Genomic DNA, 22,458 nt, shown 5'->3' with positions numbered 1-22,458 from the left:
CAATCTTTTAACCAGGCGGACAAAACAGACAAAAACCCCAAGTCCACCTGATGATCGACCCTCTTGTTTCCCCTTGTTCCCCTTGTTCTTCTTACTTCGCTTGGAGTGATTCCCATGGCCCGCACCACCCGCAAGCAGCGTTTCGCGATGATCGCCGTCTCGACCGCCATCGTCGGAGGAGGCGTCCTGCTGCCGACCAGCGCCTTCGCGGCCACGACCACCGCGCCGGCCGGACACGCCGCGCAGGTGAAAACCGGCCACGACAGCCACCACAAGAACGACCATAAGAACAAGGGCAACAAGCACAACAAGAACAAGAAGAAGCACAACAGCAAGAACAAGGTCCGCGACATCAAGAACATGCCGGGCTGCAAGTTCTACCAGGGCAAGGTCTACTGCGAGCACAAGCCCGAGAAGCCCGCCCCGGAGAAGCCGGCCCCCGCGCCGGAGAAGCCGGCCCCGGCTCCCGCCCCGGCTCCGGAGAAGCCCGCGCCCGCCCCCGCGCCCGCGCCCGAGAAGCCGGCCCCGGCCCCGGCTCCGGCCCCGGAGAAGCCCGCCGTCTGACCCGGTCTGACCCGGCCCGGATCCGTACAACAGGTGAACCCAGCGGCCCCCGCCACGCCCACCCGGGCGCGACGGGGGCCGAAGGCCGCGCCCGGAGGGGACCGGCGGCCTAGCTGAACGGCTCCAGCGTCATGAACGCCTCCCGCGGATCGCCGTCGTGCACCAGCGACTCGTGCGCGCCGACGTCGTCGAAGGCGAAGCCGTACGCCTTGCCGTCGGCCATCTGCCCGTGGATCACACGGGAGTAGTGGTTGGTGACGGCGTCACGGTAGAAACCCGAGCCGTTCGCGTCGGGCTGGCTGGGGTTCGTCAGCAGCGTCGAGCGGTTGAAGCCCGCGCACAGGGTGCGCGAGATCGGGCCGCGGACGTTGTCGTTGGGCGCGTCCAGGAGCTTGTAGCAGCCGAAGACGCTGTCGGAGTCGGGCTTGCGGAAGCTGGTGACCACCGCCCCCGAGCTGTTGGTGAAGTTCATGACGTTGCCCGAGACCCGGCCGTAGTACTTGGTGTTCGGCTCGTGCGCGAACGGCGTCACGGTCAGCGTGGAGGAGCTGTACTTCCGCCACACCCGGTCGATGTAGTCGTTCATGGTGCTAGCCGGCAGCCCGCCCGCCTCGATGCCGTGGCCGGGCGCGAGCGCCCGCAGCGGCGTGCCGTCGGGACGGCTCTGGATCAGCCCGCCCCAGCCGGCCGAACGCAGCCCGCCGAACACGGCGTTGTAGCCGCCCGGCTTGAGCCGGCCGGTGGTCCGCACCGCGCCGGACGGACCCTTGACGCCCACCGCGTAGGGCGCGGAGAACATGTCGACCTGGGTGCTGTTGATCCACAGCCCGGCGTCGTTGAGCGTGTACTCCGACCAGTTGAACAGGATGTTGCGGTTGGGGTCGGAGGGGTTCTGCACGGCCGGCTGCACCAGGCCGCCGGTGGCGACCTTGAAGACGAGCTTCTGGCCGACGGAGAAGTAGACGCGCCCGGAGAACTTCGGCATCCGGATCGTCTTGGTCTGCCCGTTGGCGGGCCCGGCTATCGACGCGTCCGGCGCCGGCGTCGGCGTACTGCCGCCCGCCGGCCAGGGGTGGAAGCTGCCGTTCGCGTCGGCCCAGCCCTGCTGACCGGTCGTCAGCAGGGTGCCCAGGTTGTAGATGTAGACCGGCTCGCTGCGCCCCGAGGTGTTCTTGACGGTGAGCGGGATGGTCGCCGGCACGGCGTCCGCGGACGGTGACGGCCCGAAGAACATGAGGCCGGCGGCGACCACGGTCGCCGAGACCCCGAATGCGAGCACTTTCGACAGGCGGAACACTCTTCCTCCTTCTTGCGTGGGGGGATTCGCCGAGGGGAGGCGGCGAGGAAGGGATAGAGGTAGTGAAGCCTGAGAGCGCTCCCAGCGTCTATTTGTGTTCATCTTCTGTCAATGCCCTTGACGCGACGGGTCCGTTCCGGATACCCGTCCGCGCCCGTTCCGGTGGGTGGGACGGGGCCTGCGCTACGGGCAGGTCCTCCAGGGCAGGGTGGTGCGCGCCCCCTGCCCCGGCGCGACCGGAATCTTCGTGGACGTCGGCCTCGCCGTCGCAGGCTTCGTCGACGTCCCGCTGCTCCCGGAGGACGGCGCGGCCTGGCCGGCGGAGGGCACCATCATCGCCTTCGAGGTCTGTCCGGCCGACGGCCCGCCCCCAGATCCGCCTGAAACCCTGCGACCCCCGCTACCTCCGCGAGGACTTCCCCGCCTTCGTAGCCCGCTCCCGCCCCACCTGGCCCACAGAAACCGGCCACCCCATCCCCGACCCGACCCCCTCACCCTGGCCGAACTCCACGCGATGCTGCACCACTATCCGCCCGCCGACTCCGGCCCGCACCCGCCACCGGAAGCCCCGTCATGACCGGCACCCCGCCCCTCACTCGCGCCCTGGTTCAGCAGGCCGCCGCGCAGCTCCGCCCCGCCCACAGCGAGGAGTTCGACCAGCACCGCGCCTGGTACGTGCTCGTCGGCACGGGCCTGTACTACGTACGCGAGATCCTCGCCAAGGCCACCGGCCGGCCGGCGCCCGATGCCGCGAGGTCCCGCAGGATCCTCGACGAACTCGGCTTCCCCGTCCTGGCCCTGGGCTACGGCGACCTGCTGGACAACGGCCACCCCGCCCACCGCCCGGACCCGCCGGGCCGTCACCGAGAATAGGAGCCGGGGCGTACGGACGTTTCGGGGGCGGGGGAGTGGGCTGTGGTGCGGCGGTGGGTGTGGGGTGCCTGGGTGGTGCTGGTCCTGGTCGGCGGCGGGGTGACGCTTTACCTCCAGCAGTCGGCCGCCCCGGCGAAGCCGCCCCGCTGGGAGGGCCCCGCCACGGCCCCGCCGCCCCCGACCCCCTGTCCTTCCGCTCCGGAGAGGCGCCGTAACTGCACGGTGTGGAAGCGGAGTTAGGGCCTGTACGGCGGATCGGGGCCGGGGCCGCGGTGCGCCCGGCGCGGCCCCTCGCCGCGTTGCTGAAACGCCCGGATGGCTCCGCTGTCAGGACGCTCCGGCGCCGTGCGATGCACCGCACCGGACGCCGCGGCCTGCCCGACCCCGATCCGCCGGACAGGCCCCAGCCGCACGGCGGGCCCGCCCCCGCGGACAGGGCAGCCCGCAACTGAATTGAACGCGTTCAGGGTGGCTGGCAGAATGGGCCCATGCCGCTGCCCCTGGGCGGGCGTCCGGTTCGATCCGCCCTGCCCCGAGGTGGTCTGAGGATGCGTCAGAGACGGTCGTACGGCCGGATGCTGGTGGTCTCCACGATGGTCGGCTGCCTGGAGGTCGCCCTCACCGCTGTGGTGGTACTCCTCTACGTACGGACCCAGCCGCCCCCGGACACCGCCACCGACCCCACCACCCTCGCGGCGGGCCTGCTCTCCCTCGGCATGATCGTCGCCGTCGCTGCGGTCCTGCTGACCCTGCTCTTCGTCCTGCCCGCCGTCGCGCTGGCCGACCTCCTCGGCCGCCGGATCGGCGGCGGCCGCGAGGCGTGGTGGTGGGTGCCGCCCGCCGTGGCGGCCCTGGTGGCACCGCCGGTGTGGGCCTTCGCCGCGTACAACGACGTCGCGACCCGCCCCGTACTCGTCTTCTGGGCCGTGGCCACCGCCGCCCTCGCCGCCGGCGCCCTGATCGCCCGACCCCGCCGCCCCGGCCTGACCGGCCGCGTGGCCCTGTGGGGCACGGCGCTGGTGGCGGGCACCGGCCTGCTCGGCGCGCTCGGCCTGGCCACCGGCCTGCTGCCCGCCTACGAGCCCCCGGTGATCGCCCCGGCCGCCCTGCCCGGCACCTGGACCGACCACACCAGCGGAAGGATGACCTTCGCCGCGGACGGCACGGTCACCGCCTCCGGCGTCGGCGAGCACGCCCCCTACGACCACCCCAGCGGCCCGTCCCGCCGCTGCTCCGGCTCGGGCACCTGGTCCTACGAGCCCGGCCGCGGCCCCCGTACCCAGGAGGTCCGCATCCACGTCCCGGGATGCTCCTGGCCCCCCTGGAGCATCGGCGGCACCCCCCGCGAGCCCACCATCCAGCTGCCCGTAGGCCCCCCGAACTCGGGAAGGCTCTACAAACTCCGCAAGATCACCCCGCACCCCTGACACCCCGGACCTCTGTCACCGGGCTCCCTGTCACCCCGGGCCCCTGTCACCCTGGTCCCCGGCTCCTGGCCCCCTCGGCCCCCGCACTCGGCACCCCCGCCCCGCCCCCCCCCCGCGCCCGGCACTCCCGGCCCCTGGCACCCCGGCTCTTGAGGCCCCTGACCCCGGCACCCCCGTACCTGGCCCTGACGCCCCCGGCGCCTGGCACCTCAGGCCGCGTCACCCCCGCACCCGGCACCCCCCCCGGCATCCCCGGCCCCCTCACCCCCGGCACCCCCCGCACCCGGCCCCTGGCACCTCCGGCACCCGGCACTCCCGGCTTTGGTGCCCCGGCTTCTGACGCCTCAGGCCGCGGCGCCCCTTACCCGTCACCCCCGGGCCTGACTCCCCAGCCCTCCCGGCCCCAGCCCTCCCGGCCCCAGAACTCCCAGCACCCCTGGCCTCTGGCACTCCAGCCCTGCACCCGGCGCCCCCGCATCCAGCCCCTGACGCCCCCGGCTCCTGACACCTCAGGCCCCGACGCCTCCGCACCCGGCACTCCCGGGCCTGACTCCCCGGCACCCTCGCACCCAGCAATCCGAGCCCCTGACACCCCCGCACCCGGCACCCCCGGCCCTTGGAGGCCCTGGTTACGACACCCCGGCCCGGCGCTGCCGGCTCCTGGCACCCACGCCCTCCGGCACTCCCGGCCCCTGACGCCCGCGGCCCTGACGGGCCTGGTCCCGGCAACCCGGCCCCCGCTACCCCGCGCCCCGCCGACCCCGGCCGCCCCGGTCCCCGTACGCCAAAGCGCACTCCGCGCCCCCCGCCACACCTCCCGCCTCACGTCTCCCGCAGTCGTACCGCCAGCGCCGCGATGTCGTCGTCCAGCCGGCCCCTGCTGTAGCGCAGCAGGTCGTGGTGCAGGGCCGCCAGCAGTTCCCGCGGCGGCGTCGAGGGCTGGCGGCGCATCCAGGCCGCCAGGGGGAAGAACTCGCCGTCCCCGGCGCGCGCCTCCGCGATCCCGTCGGTGTAGAGCAGCAGCAGGTCACCGGGGGAGACGCCGAAGGTGTCGACGTGGTAGTGATCACCGATCAGCCCCGCCAGGCTGAGCAGCGGCGAGGGTGTCTCCGGCTCCAGCACCCGCAGCTCCCTGCGGTTCAGCAGCAGGGGAGGGGGATGCCCGCAGTTCAGGATGCCGATACGCCGCCCGTCGTGCGGGATCTCCACGAGCAGGGCGGTCGCGAACCGCTCCATCGGCCCCTCGGGCGGAAAGGCCGCGTTGTAGCGCGTACTGCTGGCATCCAGCCGGCGCGCGACATCCACCATGTCGGCCTCGCCGTACGCCGCCTCCCGGAAGGCGTTGACGATCGCCGCGGCCGCCCCCACCGCGGGCAGCCCCTTGCCCCGTACGTCACCGATGAGCAGCCGCACCCCGTACGGCGTGTCGACCACCTCGTAGAAGTCCCCGCCGATCCGGGCCTCCGCCGCGGCCGCCAGGTACAGCGACTCGATCTCGATCTTCCCGAACCGGCGCGGCATCGGGCTCAGCACCACCTGCTGCGCCGCGTCGGCGACCAGCCGCACCTGGAAGAGGGTGCGCTCGCGCTGGAGCCGTACGTGGCTCCCGTACGCGGCGGCGACGGTGACCGCGATGATCCCCGCGGCCGTCCACCACGTCCCCAGGTCGGGGAAGACCATGCCGAGGCCGATCATCAGGAACAGGCACACCGTCCCGAGCAGCACGGTGGGCAGGACCGGCCACATCGCGGCGGCCAGCGCGGGCGCGGCGGGCAGCAGACGGCTGAAGGCCATCTCCGGCGGGGTGGCGTAGGCCAGGCTGGCGATCACGACGGTCAGGATGACCGGCGACAGCCGCACGAGCCTCCCCGGCCCGTAGCGCCGACGCAGCCGCGGCCGTCCAGAGTCGATCACACTCCCCAGAATATCCGCGCAAAGAGGGCATAGCGCCCCGACGGCCCGCCCCGCCCGCCTACCCGGGGGTCGAACCCTCCCGACTCCGGCACCGGACGGCGGAAGACCGGGAACCGAACGCGTGAACGAGGAAGGGGGTGGGGCCGCGTGGGGTGGCCTCGCCCCCTCACACTGACCGGGCCGGGGCCGTAGGCCCCTCCCGCCCCGGCGGAGTCAAAGGGGTTGCCGTGAGCAGAATCCCGGGTTCATGGACGGCCGCGCCGCCGGTGTAGCGTTCGCGTTTACCGGCGGGGGAGCCGTCGCGCGAGGCATGGCCGGCAGGGTCGTGAGCGCTTTCGGCTACAGGGGAATCCGGCGGTAATGAAGAGGTCTGCGAGCAAGATACTGACAGGTCTCCTCTGGTGCGGAGTGTTCTTCACCATTCCGGTGATCGCCCTGGTCGAGGCCCTCACTACGGCGCATGACTCCTACCTCCCGCTGCTCGCGGCGTGGATGGGATGCCCCGTCCTCATGTGCATCATGTGGCGATTCCAGTTCACCCCTGGATTGCGCGCGGAGAAGGAGTATCTCGTTGTTCGCGAGCCCTATCGCACCGTATGGGTTCCATGGTCGGAGATTTCCGGAATGGAATGGCGGCGGACTTTCCTCGCGCATCGCCTTTGCCTGGTGAACAGGGCGGCCGGCGGCGGGAAATTTTTCCCTCGGGCCTTTCTGGGGGTCCTGGACGGGAAAAATGCGAGAACGCGGCTCGTGGCCGACATGGAAGCCATGCGGCATGCCGCATCCGGGGCACCGGGAGGACCGCTGCGCCAGCAGCGGTCCAGCCTCGTACCGGAATGCGCCGCTGCCCTCTTCTCCGTCCTCTGCCTGATCGTGACACTGGCCGGCCAGTGACCATGAGGGGCAGCGGCGGGCGGCGGCCCGGGGACCCCCCGGCCGCCCGGCCGCCCCGGCCCCCGCCCCGTCAGCCGTCCTCGCCCCCGCCCGCCGATTCCTCCAGCAGGCGGGTGGCCATGGCGCGCATCTCGATTTTGCGGATCTTGCCCGTCACCGTCATCGGGAACTCCTCCACCACATGCACGTAGCGGGGGATCTTGAAGTGGGCCAGCCGGCCCGTGCAGTACGCGCGCACCGCCCGCGCGGTCAGCGGCTCGGCGCCCTCGCGCATCCGCACCCACGCCATCAGCTCCTCCCCGTACTTCTCGTCCGGCACGCCGATGACCTGCACGTCCAGGATGTCGGGGTGGGCGTGCAGGAACTCCTCGATCTCGCGCGGGTAGAGGTTCTCGCCGCCCCGGATCACCATGTCCTTGATCCGGCCGGTGATGCTCAGATAGCCCTCGTCGTCCATGACCGCCAGGTCACCGGTGTGCATCCAGCCCTCCGCGTCCACGGCCTCCGCGGTCTTCTCCGGCTCGCCCCAGTAGCCGAGCATCACCGAGTAGCCGCGCGTGCACAGCTCACCCGGCGTGCCGCGCGGGACCGTCGCCCCCGAGCGCGGGTCGACCACCTGGACCTCCAGATGCGGGCCGACCCGGCCCACCGTGGAGACCCGCCGCTCCACGGGATCGTCCGCACGGGTCTGGGTGGACACCGGCGAGGTCTCCGTCATCCCGTAGCAGATGGACACCTCCCGCATCCCCATCCGCCCGATCACCTCGGTCATCACCTCCACCGGGCACGGCGAGCCCGCCATGATCCCCGTACGCAGGCTCGACAGGTCGTAGCCCTCGAACCCCGGCGCCGCCAGCTCGGCGATGAACATCGTCGGCACCCCGTACAGAGAGGTGCACGCCTCCGCCTCCACCGCCGCCAGCGTCGCCACCGGGTCGAAGGCCGGCGCCGGGATCACCATCGCCGCACCGTGGCTGGTACAGGCGAGGTTGCCCATCACCATCCCGAAGCAGTGGTAGAACGGCACCGGTACGCACACCCGGTCGTGCTCGTCGTAGCCGCACAACTCACCCACGAAGAAACCGTTGTTGAGGATGTTGTGGTGGGAGAGGGTGGCCCCCTTGGGGAAGCCCGTCGTCCCCGAGGTGTACTGGATGTTGATCGGGTCCCGCGGGCTCAGCCCCTCCCGCGCCCGCTCCAGCGCGCCCGGATCCGCCGCCCGCCCGCTCGCCGCCAGCGCCTCCCAGCCGGGGCTGTCGAACAGGACGGTGAACTCCAGCCCCGGGCAGCGCGGCCGCACCTCCTCGATCATCGCCGCGTAGTCGGAGGACTTGAAGCGCTGCGCCGCGACGAGCAGCCGGATCCCGGACTGCCCCAGTACGTACTCCAACTCGTGCGAGCGGTATGCCGGGTTGACGGTGACCAGGATCGCCCCGATCTTCGCGGTGGCGTACTGCACCAGCGTCCACTCGGCACGGTTGGGCGCCCAGATCCCGACCCGGTCGCCCCGTACGATCCCCAGCTCCAGCAGGCCCAGGGCGAGGGCGTCGACGTCGGCGCCCAGCTCGGCGTACGTCCACCGGCGGCCGGCGGCCACGTCCACGAGGGCGTCCCGGCCGGGGAAGCGGCGTACGGTCCGGTCGAGGTTGTCCCCGATCGTCTCGTGCAGCAAGGGGACTTCGGAACTCCCCGACGCACGGCTCGGTGCTGCGGACACACATACCTCCTGCACTCGCTGCGGCGAGGACGGCCCGACGCGCGCGCCGCCCATGATCCGCGGCCATGATCTCCTTCCGGCGGGGCGCGGCACCAGAGGCGCGGGGGGTGGCGGGGTGCGGGGGAGGGGGGTGCGGGGGGAGGGGGTACGGGGATCAGCGGGGGCAGGGCGCTGGGTACGAGCTCTCCGTCACCGGGAAGGGCAGGCACGCCTTGCGCTCGGGCGCGTACGCCATCAGGTGCAGGCGGACCTCGGAGGTGTAGGGGCGCAGGCGGGAGGGGACGCCGTTCTCCTTCTGGATGACGAAGGTCGCGGTGCGGTAGGCGCCGGCCAGGTTCAAAACCGGGTCCCCGGCCACGCCTTCGAGCTGCGGCGCCAGCGTGCACAGCATCCGGCCGAGGGCGAGGATCGAGTCGCGGGCGTCGAGGGGCGGGGCCGGGACGCTGCCCTGCCGGTCCTCGGGCAGGTAGTAGCGCAGCACGCGGGGGGTCCAGCGGGCGATGCCGTACTCGTCGTTGGCGGGATCGTGCAGATGCGGGTCGAAGCCGCTCTCCACCTTGAGCACGGCCGCGACGAGGGCGGGGGTGATCTGCGGGACGGGACACATCGTCCCCGCCTCCACGATCGTCGCACGGTACTGACGGGGTATGTCGGCACGGGGGTTGAGCCAGAGCCCGGGGTCGGCGGGGGCGCTGCCGCGCAGGGTCTGCGAGGCGGTACAGGTAGCAAGCATCAACCCCACGGCCCCCACCCGCCACCACACCACTCCCCGGCGCCACCGCTCCCTGCGTGCGGCGGGCCGCACCGGGTCCGCGGCCGCGGGCACCGCCGCGCCGGGCCCGGGGCCGAGCCCGGGGTGGCTTCCCGCGCCGTGCGCGGCGTCGGCTCCCGCGCCGTGCGCGGTCCCGGGCCGGGCTTCCACCCCGTGCGTGGCCCCGGTTGCCGCGCCGCGCGCGGGGCGGCCTCCCGCGCTGGACGCGGCTCCGCCTTCCGCGCTGGACGCGGTCCCGGGCCGGGCTCCCGCTTCGGGCGCGGCCCCGGTTCCCGGGCCGAGCGCGGGGCGGCCTTCCGCGCTGTGCGCGGCGTCGGCTTCCGTGCTGGTCGCAACTCCGGCTCGGGCCGTGACTTCCGTACCGGCCCCGGCGTCGGCCCCGGCTTCCGTACCGGTCCCGGCCTCCGTGCCGAGCCCGGCGTGGCCTCCCGCATCGGGCGCGACCCCGGCTCCCGCGCCGTGCGCGGCGCCGGGTCGGTCCGTGGCTTCCGCTCCGGTTCCGCCCTGGGGCCGGGCTTCCGTGCCGGTCCATGCCTCCGCGCCGAGCCGAGGGCGGTATCCCGCGCCCGTCCTGGCCCCGAATCCCAGGCCGGTCTCGGCCTCCGCGCCGTGCGCTGCGTCGACTCGGGCCGCAGCCTCCCTGCCCGTCCCGGCCCCGAATCCCAGGCCGGTTCCGGCCTCCGCGCCGTGCGCGGCCTCGGCTCGCGCGTCGGTCGAAGCCCCGACTCGGGCTGCGCCCTCCGTTCCCGTCCTGGTTCCGGCTCCCGCGTTGGTCCCAGCCCCGGATTGCGCCGCGGCTTCCGTCCCGGTTCCGGCCCCGGTTCCGGATTCCGTGGGGGTCCCGGCCCCCGTGGGGGTCCCGGCCCCCGTGTGTGCTCCCGCCCCGAATCCCATGCCGGGCGCGGCAACAGCCCGGACTCCCGCGCCTGTCCCGGCCGCGGCTTCCGTACCGCTTTCCAACCCGGCTCCAGCCGCCCAGGATTCGGCCCCCGTACCGGTCGCGGTTCCCGCGCGGGGGCCGGTTCCCGGGTCAGCCCCGGTTCCGGCCACCGCGCCGGTCCCGGCTCCGGTCCAAGCTCCCGTGTCTGCTCCGGCCGCGGTGCTGCTCCCCGGCCCGGCCTCGGCCCAGGCTCCCGTACCGTCTCCAGTTCCCACACCGGCCCCGGCTACGGTTCCGGCTCCCGCCGCGGCAGCGGCACCGGCTCCGGCGTGCGTGCCGGGTTCGGCTTCCGCCCAGGGCTCGGTTCCCCTGCCGGTCCCGGTTCCGTAGGCCCAGGCTTCGCCTGCCGCGTCAGCCCTGCCCGGGGCCGCAGCCCTGCCAGGCTGCGCCGTTCCGCCCGGCCCCGGTACCCCGGGCCAAGCCGGCTCCGGCCCCAGCGGGCCAGCCGCCACCTGAGCATCGCCCGCGGCCGGACCGGCACCCGGGCCCGCCGTTGCGCCCTGCGCCGGTATCCCCGGCCATGCCCGCCCGGCCGCCAGCCGCGCCTCGCCCGGAGCCGCACCTGCCCCGGCGCCCGGAGCCATCCCAGCCCCGCCCGGCCTGGTCCATGCCGGCTCCGAGCCCGGCGGCCCCGCCGCCAGCCGGGCTTCGCCCGCAGGCGGGAATCCAGCCTCGGCTCCGGCCGGAGCCGCACCGACTCCGGCCCCCGGGCCCGTCGTTCCGTCCGCCCCCGGCGTGCCGGGCCATGCCGCCAGCCCCGCTCCGCCCGCAGGCGGGAGCCCGGCCTCGGCCGCAGCCGCACCGCCCCTGGCTCCCGGAGCCATCCCCGCCCCGCCCGGCCCGGGCCACGCCGCCCCGCCCGCCAGCGGGAGCCCGGCCTCGGCCCCGGCCGGAGCCGCACCGGCCCCGGCGCCCGGAGCCACCCCGGCCCCCGCCCCCGCCGCGTGCATCCGCAGCCGCGTCGCCAGGCGGCGGCGTTCCCAGGCCGCCGGGTCGCCGCCGCAGGCCGTGACGTAGGCCGCCAGGACCGGCGCGCTCGGGAGTTTCTTGCCCGACGCGCACGCCGCCAGGGTCGAGGGCGCGAAGTGCGTGTGCCGTGCCAGGTCCTGGTACGAAGGCGATCCCACCGAGTGCCGCAGCGCGCGCAGTTCGTGTGCGAAGCGCTCCAGCGGACCCGCCTGCGGATCGATCGGGCTTTCCCGCCGTCCCATCCGTACCCCCCTGAGTGAGCACCGCCGTACCCCCCGGCGGCGGCGATGTCCTCGGATTGTCCACGGATTCTCTACCAGCGCGAAAAGGTCGTGGCCGCAGGCGTGTCCAAGGGTTGTATGGCCCCCGCCGAGGCCCGGCGCCAACCGCCCCGGGCCCGGCGGCACCACCGATCACCCACCGATCACCCACCGATCACCCATCGATCCCCACCGATCACCCACCGGAGGAAACAACCGTGATCCGCAAGCTCAAGGCGTCCGCCGCCGCCATGACCGCCACCACCCTCGCCGCCACCGCACTCGTCCTCGGCACCGCCGGCTCCGCCCACGCCACCGGCCACGGCGAGGGCTACTACGGCGTATGGGCCTCCGGCGTCAACGTCCGCGCCGGCGGCGGCGAGCAGTGCTCCCTCTACCCCTCCGCCGCCAACTGCCCGTCCATCCAGACCACCGTCAGCAACCCGGCCCAGGTGTGGGTGTACTGCCAGCAGGGCGGCGCCCAGGTCGTCGGCGGCAACCCGTACTGGCTGTGGGTCCGCACCGCCAGCGGCCACCGCGGCTACATGGCCAGCTACTACATAGACAACGCCAGCAACTGGATCGACGGCGTCCCCACCTGCTGAGCCCCACCCGCACCACCGCCCTCAGCCCCGCACCACCGCCTCAGCCCCGCACCACCGCCTGAGGCCCCCCACCACCCCGCCCGGGCGGCGCGCCCCACCGCCCGCCCGGGCCCCCGTACAACGGCTCCACGCGAAAGGACACACCCGTGGCCGACCAGATGGTCATCGAGGCCCAGAAGTTCATCAACTCCTACGACGTCCCCGGCATCCCCGAGGTCGAGGAGGACGGCCGGACCAGCTGGACGGTGATGTTCGCGCTCACCCGCGCCCTCCAGCACGAGCTCGGACTCACCTCCCTGTCCGACAACTTCGGCCCCACCACCCTGTCCACCCTCCAGGGCCGCCACCCCGTCATCGGCCCGGCCACCGGCCACGAGAAGATCAACAAGATCATCCAGGCCGCGCTCTACTGCAAGGGCTACGACGGCGGCGGCATCAACGGCGCCTACAGCGACCGCGTCGCCGCCTCCGTCCGCGAGCTGAAGCAGAACATGGGCGTCGACGGCGCCTACCCCGACGGTGTGTCACCCAAGGTGTTCAAGGCCCTGCTCACCATGGACGCGTACGTCACCGTCGAGGGCGGCAGCGCCCTGACCCGCGCGGTGCAGCAGTGGATGAACGGCCGCTACGTCGGCCGCCGCAACTTCTTCATCGTCCCCTGCGACGGCCACTTCTCCCGGGACGTGCAGAAGGCGCTGATGTTCGCCATCCAGTACGAGATCGGCATGAGCGACGACGTCGCCAACGGCGTCTTCGGCCCCGGCACCCAGCAGGGCATCCGCAACAACACCCTCGCCGAGGGCTCCTCCGGCACCTGGGTGAGCCTCTTCACCGCCGCCATGATCTTCAACAAGCGCGGCGGGGTCTTCTTCCAGAGCTCCTTCGACGCCGACCTCGCCACCCGCGTCCGCAGCTTCCAGAACTTCGCGAAACTGCCCGTCACCGGCAAGGGCGACTTCCAGACCTGGGCCTCCCTGCTGGTCTCCACCGGCGACGCCACCCGCCGCGGCACCGCCGCCGACGGCGTCACCGAGATCACCAACGACCGCGCGGCCGCCCTGCGCAGCGCCGGATACCAGATCGTCGGACGCTACCTGTCCAACGTCCCCAACACCTCCCTCGACAAGAGGATCAAGCCCGGCGAGCTCGGCCGGATGGCCGCCTACGGACTGAGCTGCTTCCCCATCTACCAGACCTGGGGCGGCGAGGCGTCCTACTTCAACACCGGCCAGGGCACCGTCGACGCCTTCGCCGCCATCGAACGCGCCCGCCACTACGGCTTCAAGCCCGGCACCCGCATCTACTTCGCCGTCGACTTCGACGCCCTCGACCACCAGGTCACCGAGAACATCCTTCCCCACTTCCGCGCCATCCGCGACGTCGTCAACGTGCACGGCCAGGGCTACCTGACCGGCATCTACGCACCCCGCAACGTCTGCAGCCGCGTCGCCGCCGCCGGCTACACCAGCGCCAGCTTCGTCTGCGACATGTCCACCGGCTTCTCCGGGAACCTCGGCTACCCGCTGCCCTCCGACTGGGCCTTCGACCAGATCTCCACGATCACCGTCGGCTCCGGCGCCGGCCTCATCGAGATCGACAACAACATCGCCTCCGGCCGCGACGCCGGCCAGAACACCTACCTCCCCGAACAGCCCACCGGCGGCCTGGACGTCGGGATGAACATGGCCCAGCGCGGCGCGCTCCTGACAGACGTCCAGTGGTACCTCCTCAACAGCATGGGAGTCCCCGAGACCGGCGGCAGCCAGGGCGCCCAGGTCCTCACCCGCCGCTCCACCACCCAGGCGTTCAACAACCTGATGGAGCTCGACGGGCTCGTCACCCACCTCGCGCGGACTTTCCGGATGCGCAAGGCACTGATCCAGTGCCCGCTCTTCTGGGAGATGCGCATGTTCAACGACCTGGACGTCCTCGCCGACGAAGCCGTCATCGACCACTACAGCGGCACCGGGGTCAGCACCAAGAACGACGCCAGCACCGGCCTCGCCCAGATCCTCGGCCGCACCGCGGTCACCGCCCGCAACCACTGCATCCGCCAAGGACTCATCAGCGGGCCCCTGCTGAACCCCGACGTCCCCAACGACCTGTGGAACGTCTGGCAGCAACTGCACAACGACAACACCTACAACGTCAGCACCGTCCCCGCCGTCCTCGTCGAGGGCGCCGCCCTCGTCGGCGCCGCCCGCCCCAGCATGTCCACCAGCGAGGACGACACCTGGCGCACCCTGGCCCGCTACAACGGCGAACTCCCGCACTCCGAGAACTACGGCCGCGCCATGCTCGGCCTCCACCGCGTGTTCGAGAAGTACAACGCACCGCTGCGCAGCCTGTGACAGCCCGACCCGACAGGACGGACATGACCCCGCACCCCACGCCCGTACCGCGCCGCTCACTGCTGCTGACCGGCGCGGGCCTGACCGCCGCCGCGGCCCTGGCCCCCCTCGCCCTCCCCGCCACGGCCTCGGCGGCCCCCGCCCCGGCCTCCCCGCCACCGCCCCTCCCCGTCCCCGGTGCCGCTTCCGGTCCGCTCGGCCCGAACGGCTGGCCCACCGAGACCGCCGCCGACGCCTCCGGCACCATCTGGACCCGCCAGGTCCCCGGCAGCCCCGTCTCGGTCGCCCTGCGCCTGGGCGAACCGGCGACCGTACTCATCCACGTCATCCGCCGCTACCACTACGAGATCGACGCCCTCGCCGACGGCGAGGTCACCGGCTTCCTCCCCCCGGGCCCCGCCCTGCGCGGCCACGCCCTCAACCACGCCTCCGGCACCGCCCTCGCCATCCGCCCCACCTGGTACCCCGAAGGCGTCACCGGCGGACTCTTCCCGCACCACAAGGCCGTCGTCCAGGACATCCTGAAGGAGTGCCAGGGCACGGTCGTCTGGGGCGGGAACTTCACCCACCGCCCCGACGAAGCCCACTTCGCCCTGGACGTCCCCCCGTCCGACCCGCGCCTGCACACCCTCGCGACCCGCCTGCGCACCTGGGAGGACACCCCCGGCAAGGGCGCCGGCACCCTCCCCCTGGGCGCCTGACCCCCGCGGCCGCGCTGTCCTGCGGACCTCTCGGCGGCCGGTCAGCAGACCGGCACCGAGAGGTCCGTATGGGTGGGCGGCTTCTGGCCGGGGGCGTCTCCGTTCATAAAGGTGTTGGCGACCGCGTAGCGGCCGGCCCAGGCACCGGTGGCGATCCTGTACCACCAGCCGTCCGGGTTCGCGCTCTCGATCTCGGGTGCGTACACGCGGCATTCGACGTCGACCCAGGTGTGGGCGGGGATCCGGCCGCTGGGACCCTTCGCGCCGTGCGGGTCCGCGAAGGCGGGAGATCCGTGGCTGCCGCTCTGCTCGCGGACGGTGCGAGGTGCGGGCCGGGGTGGTTCCGCCCGGGGCGGTTCGGGCGTGGCCGGGCCGGGTGTCGCCGGCTGCGGAGCCCTGGTCGTGGGAGCGGGCGCCGGTGTGGCGGGGAGGGGGGACGGCCGGGGTGCCGCCGCCTCGGCCGGCCCGTGTCCGGGGTCCGGCGGGGCGGGGGACGGCGGGTGCACCTCCAGCCAGTGCCGGCTGGTGCACGTCGGCGCGATGATCTGTTCGGCCACGGGGATGAGCGCGGAGTAGATGTATCCGTCCAGGCCCGGCTTCGGGCTGCCGGGCGCCAGGACGACGTAGAACCAGCGCTTGTGGTCGGCCGGGTAACCCTCCGGGGCGGAGCTGTCGGTCCAGCACCGTATCTCCGCCGGGGTGCCGTCGGGGACGAACACCACCGACGCCTCGGGGCAGTCGTGGGTGCCGTAGGGGGCGAGGCCCGGGCAGGGGCGGACCTTGACGGGGTCGCCGGGGCTGTCGGACCTGATCCGGCTGACGCCTGAGGTCCGCGTCACCTCCGGATGAGGATTCGTGCCCGGCTTGCCGGCCATCTCGACGGTGATACCGGCGGGGGAGGCCGGCTCGCGGCCGGCGGCCAGGTAGCCGATCCCCGCAGCGGCGACCGCGATCGCGGCCACCGCCGCGACACGGGCCGGGCGGGACCTCCCGCGGGGCGGGGAGGGCTGCGGAGGTGATGTCATGAGCGGCTCCTCGTGCCGGTGAGAGGGGTGTTCAGCAGGCAGGAAGGGAGGTGTGGCCGGTGTCGACATAGATGGCCGGGATGTACTCGCTGGTCGACATCCGGTACCACAGGCCGTTGCGCTCGGGGTCGGGACCCCGATAGGTACCCAGAGGGACGGGCCGGCCGGACACCTGGCACAACACGACGATGTCCTGGCCGATGTCGTATCCGTGGCCCGTGGCCGAGGCCCGGGCCCGGTCGGTGTCGGCGTAGTCGGCGTAGACCTGCACCACGGTGGGCCCGCCGTTGTCGGACCAGGCGATGCGCGAGAGATACCGGCCGTCGGCGGGTCCGGCCGATGACGGCTTCGCACCCGGCGCGGGGGGCGCGGCCTCCGGCGCGGTGGGCGGCGCTGCGGCCGGCGAGGAGGCGCTGCCTCGCGCCGGTGAGGAGGCCGCGGCGCCGGGTTTCCCCGCGGACTGCGAGTCGCCGGAGAACGGCCAGCTGAACGCCACGGCACCGGCCGCCAGGACAACGGCCGCGCCCGCCGCGGCCAGAAGACGCGGCCTGTAGTCCGGCCGGGGAGGCGGCCGGTCCCCCTTGAGCCTGTGGAACCCGTCCTTCCACAGGCGTACGGCCTCCGCGGCGTCCTGCTCCTCGCCGTGCTCGCTGCCGTGCCCGGCGCAGGCGCGCACGAATACCTCCACCTGCTCCCACTTCGGCTCCTTGCGCAGCTCCGGGTCGGTGAGCTTGTGCAGGGTGCCGGCGGAGTACGAGGTGGCTCCCGGAACACCGCGGGCCACCTCCTCGCTCCGCTCGGCCATGTTCTTGAAGCTGAGCCCCTTGTCCCGCTGCAGGGCGCCCAGAGCCCCGCGGTATTCACCCCAGTGGCCGGCATCGGTCAGCAGATCTCGCCAAGTACTCACTGTGCGCCGCTCCTTCGCGACTCGTGCGGAGCGTCAAGCATCCCTTACCGGCCGGATGTCTCATTCAGTGCTGTATGCATTCAGATGTCGATCTTGCGCATCGTCGTTCAGTCGGCCCCGTCACCTGCATGGATGCGGTGAACGCCCTACAGAACAGCGGTAGTTGCCTACAAGATTCTTCTGCAGGGCTGAAGCCTTGGAGAGGGCCCCCGCCTCTCGCTTCTCTGGACGCAGGCCGCCACGGCGGTGGCCCGCACCGCCTCCCGCAGGAGAGCGGGGCAGCGCAGGACAAGGACGGTCGCCTCACATGCCCGACAACCCGAACGCCCCGTCGACGCCGGCAGCCGGCCCCGCCGCGGCGCCGACCGCCTCCGACACCGCCGGCGGGCCGCCGCGGTCCGTCAAGGTCATGGCCCTGCTGATCGCCCTCCTGTGCGGAATCGTCGGCGCGCTCTGCACCTTCATCCTCTTCCGGCACCTGGGGGCGGGCACGCTCGTCGCGCTCGGCTCCTCGGGCGCCGTTCTCCTCGGCGTCAGCGGGGCGGTCAAGGTCTTCGAGGAGAAGCTCGGCGTGCTGTAGGCCGCCCACGCCGCCCACACCATGCCGGGCGCGCCCCGCCCGCACACAAGGGGGCCCCTCCTCCCACGGCCTGCGGCCCCGCTCCGGCCACCCGGTACGGGGCGCCGCCCGCGGCACCCGCCGCCGACCGCACCCCGCACCCCGGGCGGGGGAGACCCGGCCTACGGCTTACGGCCTGCGGCCCGCGCCCTCCCGGGCCCGCGGCTCCCCGGCCGCGCCCGCGCCCGTATCCGTACCGGCACCGCCCGCCGCCCCGGCCGCACCCGCCTCCGCAGCCGCCCCCGACTCCCCGGCCGTACGGGCCACCGCCCCCGGGCGGAAGTGCCACAGGGCCAGCAGGCCCGCCGTGCCCAGCAGGGCCGCCTGGACGTCCAGGGCCAGCGGGAGGCCCAGCAGGCCCGCCAACGCACCCGCCAGAGCCATGCCCAGGGCCGTGAACCCGTCGAACACGCTCTGGAAACTGGCCAGGACCCGCCCCCGCGTCGCATCCGAGGTGTGCAGCTGCACGATCGCCATCCGCCCCGCGAACACCCCGATCCCCGGCGCCCCCAGCACCGCGAACAGCGCCGCCTGGAACCAGATCGCGGTGGTCACGTACGCACTGTTCCAGGTGAGCGCCGTCATCCCGGAGAACACCAGCAGCGCCCACCCCAGCAGCCGCCCCGGATCCGTACGCCGCGCCAGCGAGCCGATCAGCGCCCCGCCCGCCATGCCCCCGATCGCCTGCACCCCGCGCAGCAGACCCGTCTCGCCCTCGCCGCCCCCCAGCCGCTCGGTCACGAACACCACGAACAGCACGGCGAACAGCCCCTGCGCCAGCCCGATCAGCCCCACCGGCAGCACCATCAGCCGCAGCCCGCGCCGGTCCCGGATCTCCCGCAGCCCGGCCACCCACGCCCGCCACACCGGCTCCCGTACCGCCTCCGGCTGCGTCACCGCGAACGGGCGCGCCAGCAGCGCCACCGCCAGCAGGAACGACACCGCGTCCAGCACCAGCACCCCCGGCAGCCCCAGCCCCGCCACCACGAACCCGCCGCAGGAGGCCCCCAGCAGCCGCGCCAGGTTCCCGTTCAGACTGGCCAGCCCGTTGGCCGCGGCCACATCCCGGGGCGCGACCACCGACGGCAGCAGCGCGTACTTCGCCGGCTGGAACAAGGTCGCCAGAGCCGCCTGCGCACACGTCACCGCGTTGACCAGATACAGATCACCCGGCCCGTCCACGGCCAGCAGCGGCAGCAGCACCACCACCTGCACCAGGCTCACCCCGATCATCAGCCGGCGCCGGTCCCAGCGGTCCGCGAGCACCCCCGCCACCGGCGACAGCAGCAGCCCCGGCAGCAGCTCCACGATGAAATTCGCCGCGGTGGCCGCCACCGACCCGGTCAGCTGGTACACGAACACCGGCATCGCGATCATGAAGATCCAGTCGCCGGTCTCCGAGACGAATCCCGCGGTCCACAGCCGCCGGAAATCCCGGTTCGCCAAAGGACCCTTCAACGGCCCCCCGGGAAATCCTTTCACTCGGCTCATCACGAAAGACCTCGCCCTCTGCGGTCGGCGGACAGGAGCACCCGATGATGCCCCACCCCCGAAGCCCGCTCAACCACCGCCGTCCAACCGCCGCACCACCGCGGTTGAACACCCCCCACCCGCCCCCCACCCCCTCAAACGCCCAGTTGAACAGCCCAGTTGAACGCGGTTGAGGAAAACCGGGCCCCGCCCCTAATTTTCCGTCCATGCTCCCTACGGATATCGACCTGCTGCGCATTCTGGGACGGCCCGCCCTCTCCGCCGACGGACGACTGGCCGCCGTCGGCGTCACGGCACCCGACGTGGCCGCCGATACCCACACCACCGAGCTGTGGATGGCCGCCACCGACGGATCCGCCCCCGCCCGCCGCCTCACCCGCGGCCCCTCCGACAGCGCCCCCGCCTTCTCCCCGGACGGCCGCTGGCTGGCCTTCCTGCGCCCTCCGGCCGCGGGCGGCCCCGCCCAGATCCACCTCCTGCCCCTGGACGGTGGCGACCCCTTCCCCGTCACCGACCTCCCCCTCGGCGCCGGCCCGCCCGCCTGGAGCCCCGACGGCACCCGCCTGGCCTTCACCGCCCGCGTCCCCGAACCCGGCCGCTACCGGCCGGGCGTACCCCCGGGACGCGAACGCCCGCGCCGCATCACCGCCCTGCGCTTCATGGCCGACGGCCTCGGCTTCACCTTCGACCGGCCCCGCCACGTCTTCCTCACCGCCCCCTTCACCACCGGCGCCTTCGGCCCCGCCCCCGCCGCCACCCAGCTCACCACCGGCCCCTACGACCACGACGAGGTCGCCTGGAACCCCGACGGCACCCAGCTCACCTTCGTCTCCGGCCGCCACCCCGGCCACGCCGACGACCTGCGCCGCGACGTCTGGGTCTGCGCCCCCGACGGCACCGGCCAACGCCCCCTCACCCGCGGCGGCCTGGAGATGAGCTGCCCGCAGTTCACCCCCGACGGCCACCACGTCTGCTTCGCCGCCGAAACCCTCACCCCCGACGGCCGCGCCCGCGGCGCCAGCAGCTACGGCCTGTGGTCGGTCCGCACCGACGGCACCACCGACCCCGTCCGCCTCACCGACCCCGAGACCCACCACCTCAGCTTCTCCTCCCTCATGATCCAGACCGGCCGGGACGGGGTCTACTTCCCCAACGACTGGCACGGCGAGGTCCACCTCGACCTCATCCCCTACGACGGCGGCACCCCCCGCCCCGTCCTCACCGGCCCCCGCCAGGTCAACGGCTTCGCCGTCACCGAAACCCCCGACGCCACCACCGTCGCCGCCGTCCTGTCCTCCGCGGGCAGCGCCGGCGACCTCACCGTCCTGCGCGAGGGCACCGCCCACGAACTCACCACCTTCGGCGCCACCCTGCGCGCCCGCACCACCCTGCGCCCCGTCGAGGAGTTCACCGCGCACACCGAGGACGGCTACCCCCTCCAGGGCTGGCTCGTCCGCCCCGAAGGCCCCGGCCCCCACCCCGTCATCCTCCAGATCAAGGGCGGCCCCTACACCCAGTGGGGCTACACCCTCAACGGCCCCGCCTCCTTCGAAGAAGCCCAGGTCTACGCCCGCGCCGGCTACGCCGTCGTCCTCGGCAACCCCCGCGGCACCTCCGGCTACGGCCAGGCCCACGGCCGCTGGGCCGCCGACGACCTCGCCCGCCGCACCGCCCCCGACCTGCTGGCCCTCCTCGACCACGCCCTGCGCGACCCCGCCCTGGACCCCGCCCGCGTCGGCGTACAGGGCGGCTCCTTCGGCGGCTACATGTCCGCCTGGCTCGCCGCCCACCACGGCAAACGCTTCCGCGCCGCCATGGGCGAACGCGGCTGCTACGCCATCGACAGCCACTTCGGCTCCGCCGACGACGGCGTCAACAACTCCATCGCCCTCTACGGCGCCGACACCGGCCGCTGGGCGGACCTCAGCCCCCTCACCCACGCCGGCCTGATCGACATCCCCATGATGTTCATCCAGTCCGAGGAGGACCGGCACACCCCCATGGAACAGGCCCAGCGCATGTTCGTCGCGCTGAAGATGCGCGGGGTACCGGTCGAACTGCTGCTCTTCCCCGGCGAGGGGCACGACATGTCCCGCACCGGTCTGCCCAGCCACCGCATCGCCCGCTACGAGGCGATCCTCGACTGGTGGTCCCGCCAGATGCCGAAGGAGGACGACCGTGCCCCCGCACACTGACCAGCCCGCCCCCCAGTACATCCTCTCCACCTACCTCACCCCGCCCGGCGAACGGGCCGTCATCTCCCCCCGCCACGACCACAACCTCTCCCTGTGGCGGCGCACCCCCGACCGCGTCGAACTCGTCCGGCACTGGGAACTGGAACGCATCAGCGGCCAGAAACACCACTCGTGGCCCCTCTACACCCCCGAACGCGCCGAGACCTTCCTCGCCCACCTGCTGGCCGGCGAGGGCCTCACCCCCGACGACATCACCGTCAGCTGGGGCACCCCCGGCCTGCCCGCCCACCAGCCGCTCACCGTGCCCCCCGGCGCCGAGGGCCTGCCCCTGCACAGCCTGGGCCACCTCTTCAGCGGAATCCTCACCGACACCGCCCTGTTCCGGGAATCGGTCATCATCGGCCTCGCCGTGGACGCCGCCCCCGACCTCGTCCTGGAACAGCAACTGCCGCCCCACTACTACGCCGGCTGCGTCTCGGTCCGCGGCGACATCACCTTCGCCCCCGTCGAATCACCCGCCCCGCTCTACCACGCCGCCGACCGGCTCCTGGGCAAGGAACCGGGCACCCTGATGGCCCTGGCCTCCGCCTGCGACACCACCGTCGACCTCGACCCGGCCACCGCCCTGGGCGACCTCACCTTCCCCGGCGGCCACGTCCAGCCCTGGCCCGCCGCCTTCGGCCTCGTCCGCCACATCCTCGACGAAGCCCGCCGCCGGCTCGACGGCTCCAGCCCCGACCCCCGCTTCACCGCCGAGGAGAACCTCCACAGCGCCGTGATGAAGGTCGTCCAGGAATGCTGCGAACTGATCATGGCCCGCAACGTCGACGCCCTCGCCCGGCTGGCCGGCGTACGCACCCAGGACGCCTACCTCTCCGTCAGCGGCGGCTTCGCCCTCAACGTCCAGGCCAACACCCGCCTGCTGGAACGCTACGGC

17 protein-coding genes are annotated in these 22,458 nt (G+C 73.3%); 10 read left to right on the top strand and 7 right to left on the bottom strand.

The genetic code is table 11. The features are described from left to right. The first annotated feature begins 114 nt into the window (after nucleotides 1-114). A complete protein-coding gene (locus tag ABZ873_RS28100; RefSeq protein WP_360877481.1) occupies nucleotides 115-564 on the top strand; it encodes a hypothetical protein in 450 nt (149 codons plus the stop codon). A gap of 109 nt (nucleotides 565-673) precedes the next feature. On the opposite strand, the gene ABZ873_RS28095 is transcribed toward ABZ873_RS28100, so the two are convergent. After that, on the bottom strand, nucleotides 674-1,816 hold the full coding sequence (locus ABZ873_RS28095) for a glycoside hydrolase family 64 protein (protein ID WP_360877500.1): 1,143 nt from the start codon (nucleotides 1,814-1,816) through the stop codon (nucleotides 674-676). Nucleotides 1,817-2,434: 618 nt separating this feature from the next. On the opposite strand from ABZ873_RS28095, the gene ABZ873_RS28090 reads away from it, so the two are divergent. Both ABZ873_RS28090 and ABZ873_RS28085 read left to right on the top strand, forming a co-directional pair. Next, entirely contained in the window at nucleotides 2,435-2,734 is a 300-nt protein-coding gene (locus ABZ873_RS28090) for a hypothetical protein (RefSeq protein WP_360877478.1), read from the top strand. A 548-nt stretch (nucleotides 2,735-3,282) separates the two neighbouring features. Then, nucleotides 3,283-4,161 (top strand): hypothetical protein, encoded by an 879-nt coding sequence (locus ABZ873_RS28085; protein ID WP_360877475.1) that lies wholly within the window; start codon nucleotides 3,283-3,285, stop codon nucleotides 4,159-4,161. Between the two features lie 822 nt (nucleotides 4,162-4,983). On the opposite strand, the gene ABZ873_RS28080 is transcribed toward ABZ873_RS28085, so the two are convergent. Continuing rightward, nucleotides 4,984-6,075 carry a PP2C family protein-serine/threonine phosphatase gene (locus ABZ873_RS28080; RefSeq protein WP_360877472.1) on the bottom strand — a complete coding sequence of 364 codons (1,092 nt, stop codon included), beginning with the start codon at nucleotides 6,073-6,075 and terminating at the stop codon, nucleotides 4,984-4,986. A gap of 408 nt (nucleotides 6,076-6,483) precedes the next feature. On the opposite strand from ABZ873_RS28080, the gene ABZ873_RS28075 reads away from it, so the two are divergent. Continuing rightward, nucleotides 6,484-6,969: a hypothetical protein gene (locus ABZ873_RS28075; protein WP_360877469.1), complete on the top strand. Its 486-nt coding sequence runs from the start codon at nucleotides 6,484-6,486 to the stop codon at nucleotides 6,967-6,969. 70 nt (nucleotides 6,970-7,039) lie between these two features. On the opposite strand, the gene ABZ873_RS28070 is transcribed toward ABZ873_RS28075, so the two are convergent. Together ABZ873_RS28070 and ABZ873_RS28065 are read right to left on the bottom strand one after the other, a co-directional pair. Next, the gene (locus ABZ873_RS28070) at nucleotides 7,040-8,740 is read right to left on the bottom strand and encodes an AMP-binding protein (protein WP_360877466.1); all 1,701 of its coding nucleotides are present in this window, start codon (nucleotides 8,738-8,740) and stop codon (nucleotides 7,040-7,042) included. 100 nt (nucleotides 8,741-8,840) lie between these two features. Then, nucleotides 8,841-9,419, bottom strand: coding sequence for a hypothetical protein (locus tag ABZ873_RS28065; protein WP_360877463.1), 579 nt, complete (start codon nucleotides 9,417-9,419; stop codon nucleotides 8,841-8,843). Between the two features lie 2,426 nt (nucleotides 9,420-11,845). Between ABZ873_RS28065 and ABZ873_RS28060 the strand changes: the two genes are divergently transcribed. From ABZ873_RS28060 to ABZ873_RS28050, 3 genes are all read left to right on the top strand, one after another. Continuing rightward, nucleotides 11,846-12,232: a hypothetical protein gene (locus ABZ873_RS28060; RefSeq protein ID WP_360877460.1), complete on the top strand. Its 387-nt coding sequence runs from the start codon at nucleotides 11,846-11,848 to the stop codon at nucleotides 12,230-12,232. Between the two features lie 146 nt (nucleotides 12,233-12,378). Continuing rightward, nucleotides 12,379-14,583, top strand: a complete 2,205-nt coding sequence (locus ABZ873_RS28055; RefSeq protein ID WP_360877457.1) for a glycoside hydrolase domain-containing protein — start codon at nucleotides 12,379-12,381, stop codon at nucleotides 14,581-14,583. A gap of 23 nt (nucleotides 14,584-14,606) precedes the next feature. Next, on the top strand, nucleotides 14,607-15,284 hold the full coding sequence (locus ABZ873_RS28050) for a hypothetical protein (RefSeq protein WP_360877454.1): 678 nt from the start codon (nucleotides 14,607-14,609) through the stop codon (nucleotides 15,282-15,284). 41 nt (nucleotides 15,285-15,325) lie between these two features. On the opposite strand, the gene ABZ873_RS28045 is transcribed toward ABZ873_RS28050, so the two are convergent. Next, on the bottom strand, nucleotides 15,326-16,309 hold the full coding sequence (locus ABZ873_RS28045; protein WP_360877451.1) for a hypothetical protein: 984 nt from the start codon (nucleotides 16,307-16,309) through the stop codon (nucleotides 15,326-15,328). A gap of 31 nt (nucleotides 16,310-16,340) precedes the next feature. Beyond that, a complete protein-coding gene (locus ABZ873_RS28040; protein ID WP_360877448.1) occupies nucleotides 16,341-17,216 on the bottom strand; it encodes a hypothetical protein in 876 nt (291 codons plus the stop codon). A 307-nt stretch (nucleotides 17,217-17,523) separates the two neighbouring features. On the opposite strand from ABZ873_RS28040, the gene ABZ873_RS28035 reads away from it, so the two are divergent. Then, entirely contained in the window at nucleotides 17,524-17,796 is a 273-nt protein-coding gene (locus ABZ873_RS28035; protein ID WP_360877445.1) for a hypothetical protein, read from the top strand. Between the two features lie 168 nt (nucleotides 17,797-17,964). On the opposite strand, the gene ABZ873_RS28030 is transcribed toward ABZ873_RS28035, so the two are convergent. Then, the gene (locus ABZ873_RS28030) at nucleotides 17,965-19,281 is read right to left on the bottom strand and encodes an MFS transporter (RefSeq protein WP_360877442.1); all 1,317 of its coding nucleotides are present in this window, start codon (nucleotides 19,279-19,281) and stop codon (nucleotides 17,965-17,967) included. A gap of 251 nt (nucleotides 19,282-19,532) precedes the next feature. On the opposite strand from ABZ873_RS28030, the gene ABZ873_RS28025 reads away from it, so the two are divergent. Both ABZ873_RS28025 and ABZ873_RS28020 read left to right on the top strand, forming a co-directional pair. Continuing rightward, the gene (locus ABZ873_RS28025) at nucleotides 19,533-21,521 is read left to right on the top strand and encodes a prolyl oligopeptidase family serine peptidase (RefSeq protein ID WP_360877439.1); all 1,989 of its coding nucleotides are present in this window, start codon (nucleotides 19,533-19,535) and stop codon (nucleotides 21,519-21,521) included. Then, nucleotides 21,505-22,458, top strand: a 954-nt coding sequence (locus ABZ873_RS28020; RefSeq protein WP_360877436.1) for a hypothetical protein, incomplete at its 3' end; no start/stop codon positions are given. The genes ABZ873_RS28025 and ABZ873_RS28020, both read left to right, overlap by 17 nt.

Origin of the sequence: Streptomyces sp. NPDC047014, from assembly GCF_040644195.1 — a bacterium.
Taxonomy (GTDB): domain Bacteria; phylum Actinomycetota; class Actinomycetes; order Streptomycetales; family Streptomycetaceae; genus Streptomyces.
The sequence above is the reverse complement of the archived record's forward strand: the minus strand, read 5'-3'. Positions and strand labels throughout refer to the sequence as shown.

Coding starts and splice junctions, on each gene's coding strand:
- ABZ873_RS28100 (WP_360877481.1), top strand. CDS start 115: ATGGCCCGCACCACCCGCAAGCAGCGTTTCGCGATGATCGCCGTCTCG.
- ABZ873_RS28090 (WP_360877478.1), top strand. CDS start 2,435: ATGACCGGCACCCCGCCCCTCACTCGCGCCCTGGTTCAGCAGGCCGCC.
- ABZ873_RS28085 (WP_360877475.1), top strand. CDS start 3,283: ATGCGTCAGAGACGGTCGTACGGCCGGATGCTGGTGGTCTCCACGATG.
- ABZ873_RS28070 (WP_360877466.1), bottom strand. CDS start 8,740: ATGGGCGGCGCGCGCGTCGGGCCGTCCTCGCCGCAGCGAGTGCAGGAG.
- ABZ873_RS28065 (WP_360877463.1), bottom strand. CDS start 9,419: ATGCTTGCTACCTGTACCGCCTCGCAGACCCTGCGCGGCAGCGCCCCC.
- ABZ873_RS28050 (WP_360877454.1), top strand. CDS start 14,607: ATGACCCCGCACCCCACGCCCGTACCGCGCCGCTCACTGCTGCTGACC.
- ABZ873_RS28045 (WP_360877451.1), bottom strand. CDS start 16,309: ATGACATCACCTCCGCAGCCCTCCCCGCCCCGCGGGAGGTCCCGCCCG.
- ABZ873_RS28035 (WP_360877445.1), top strand. CDS start 17,524: ATGCCCGACAACCCGAACGCCCCGTCGACGCCGGCAGCCGGCCCCGCC.
- ABZ873_RS28025 (WP_360877439.1), top strand. CDS start 19,533: ATGCTCCCTACGGATATCGACCTGCTGCGCATTCTGGGACGGCCCGCC.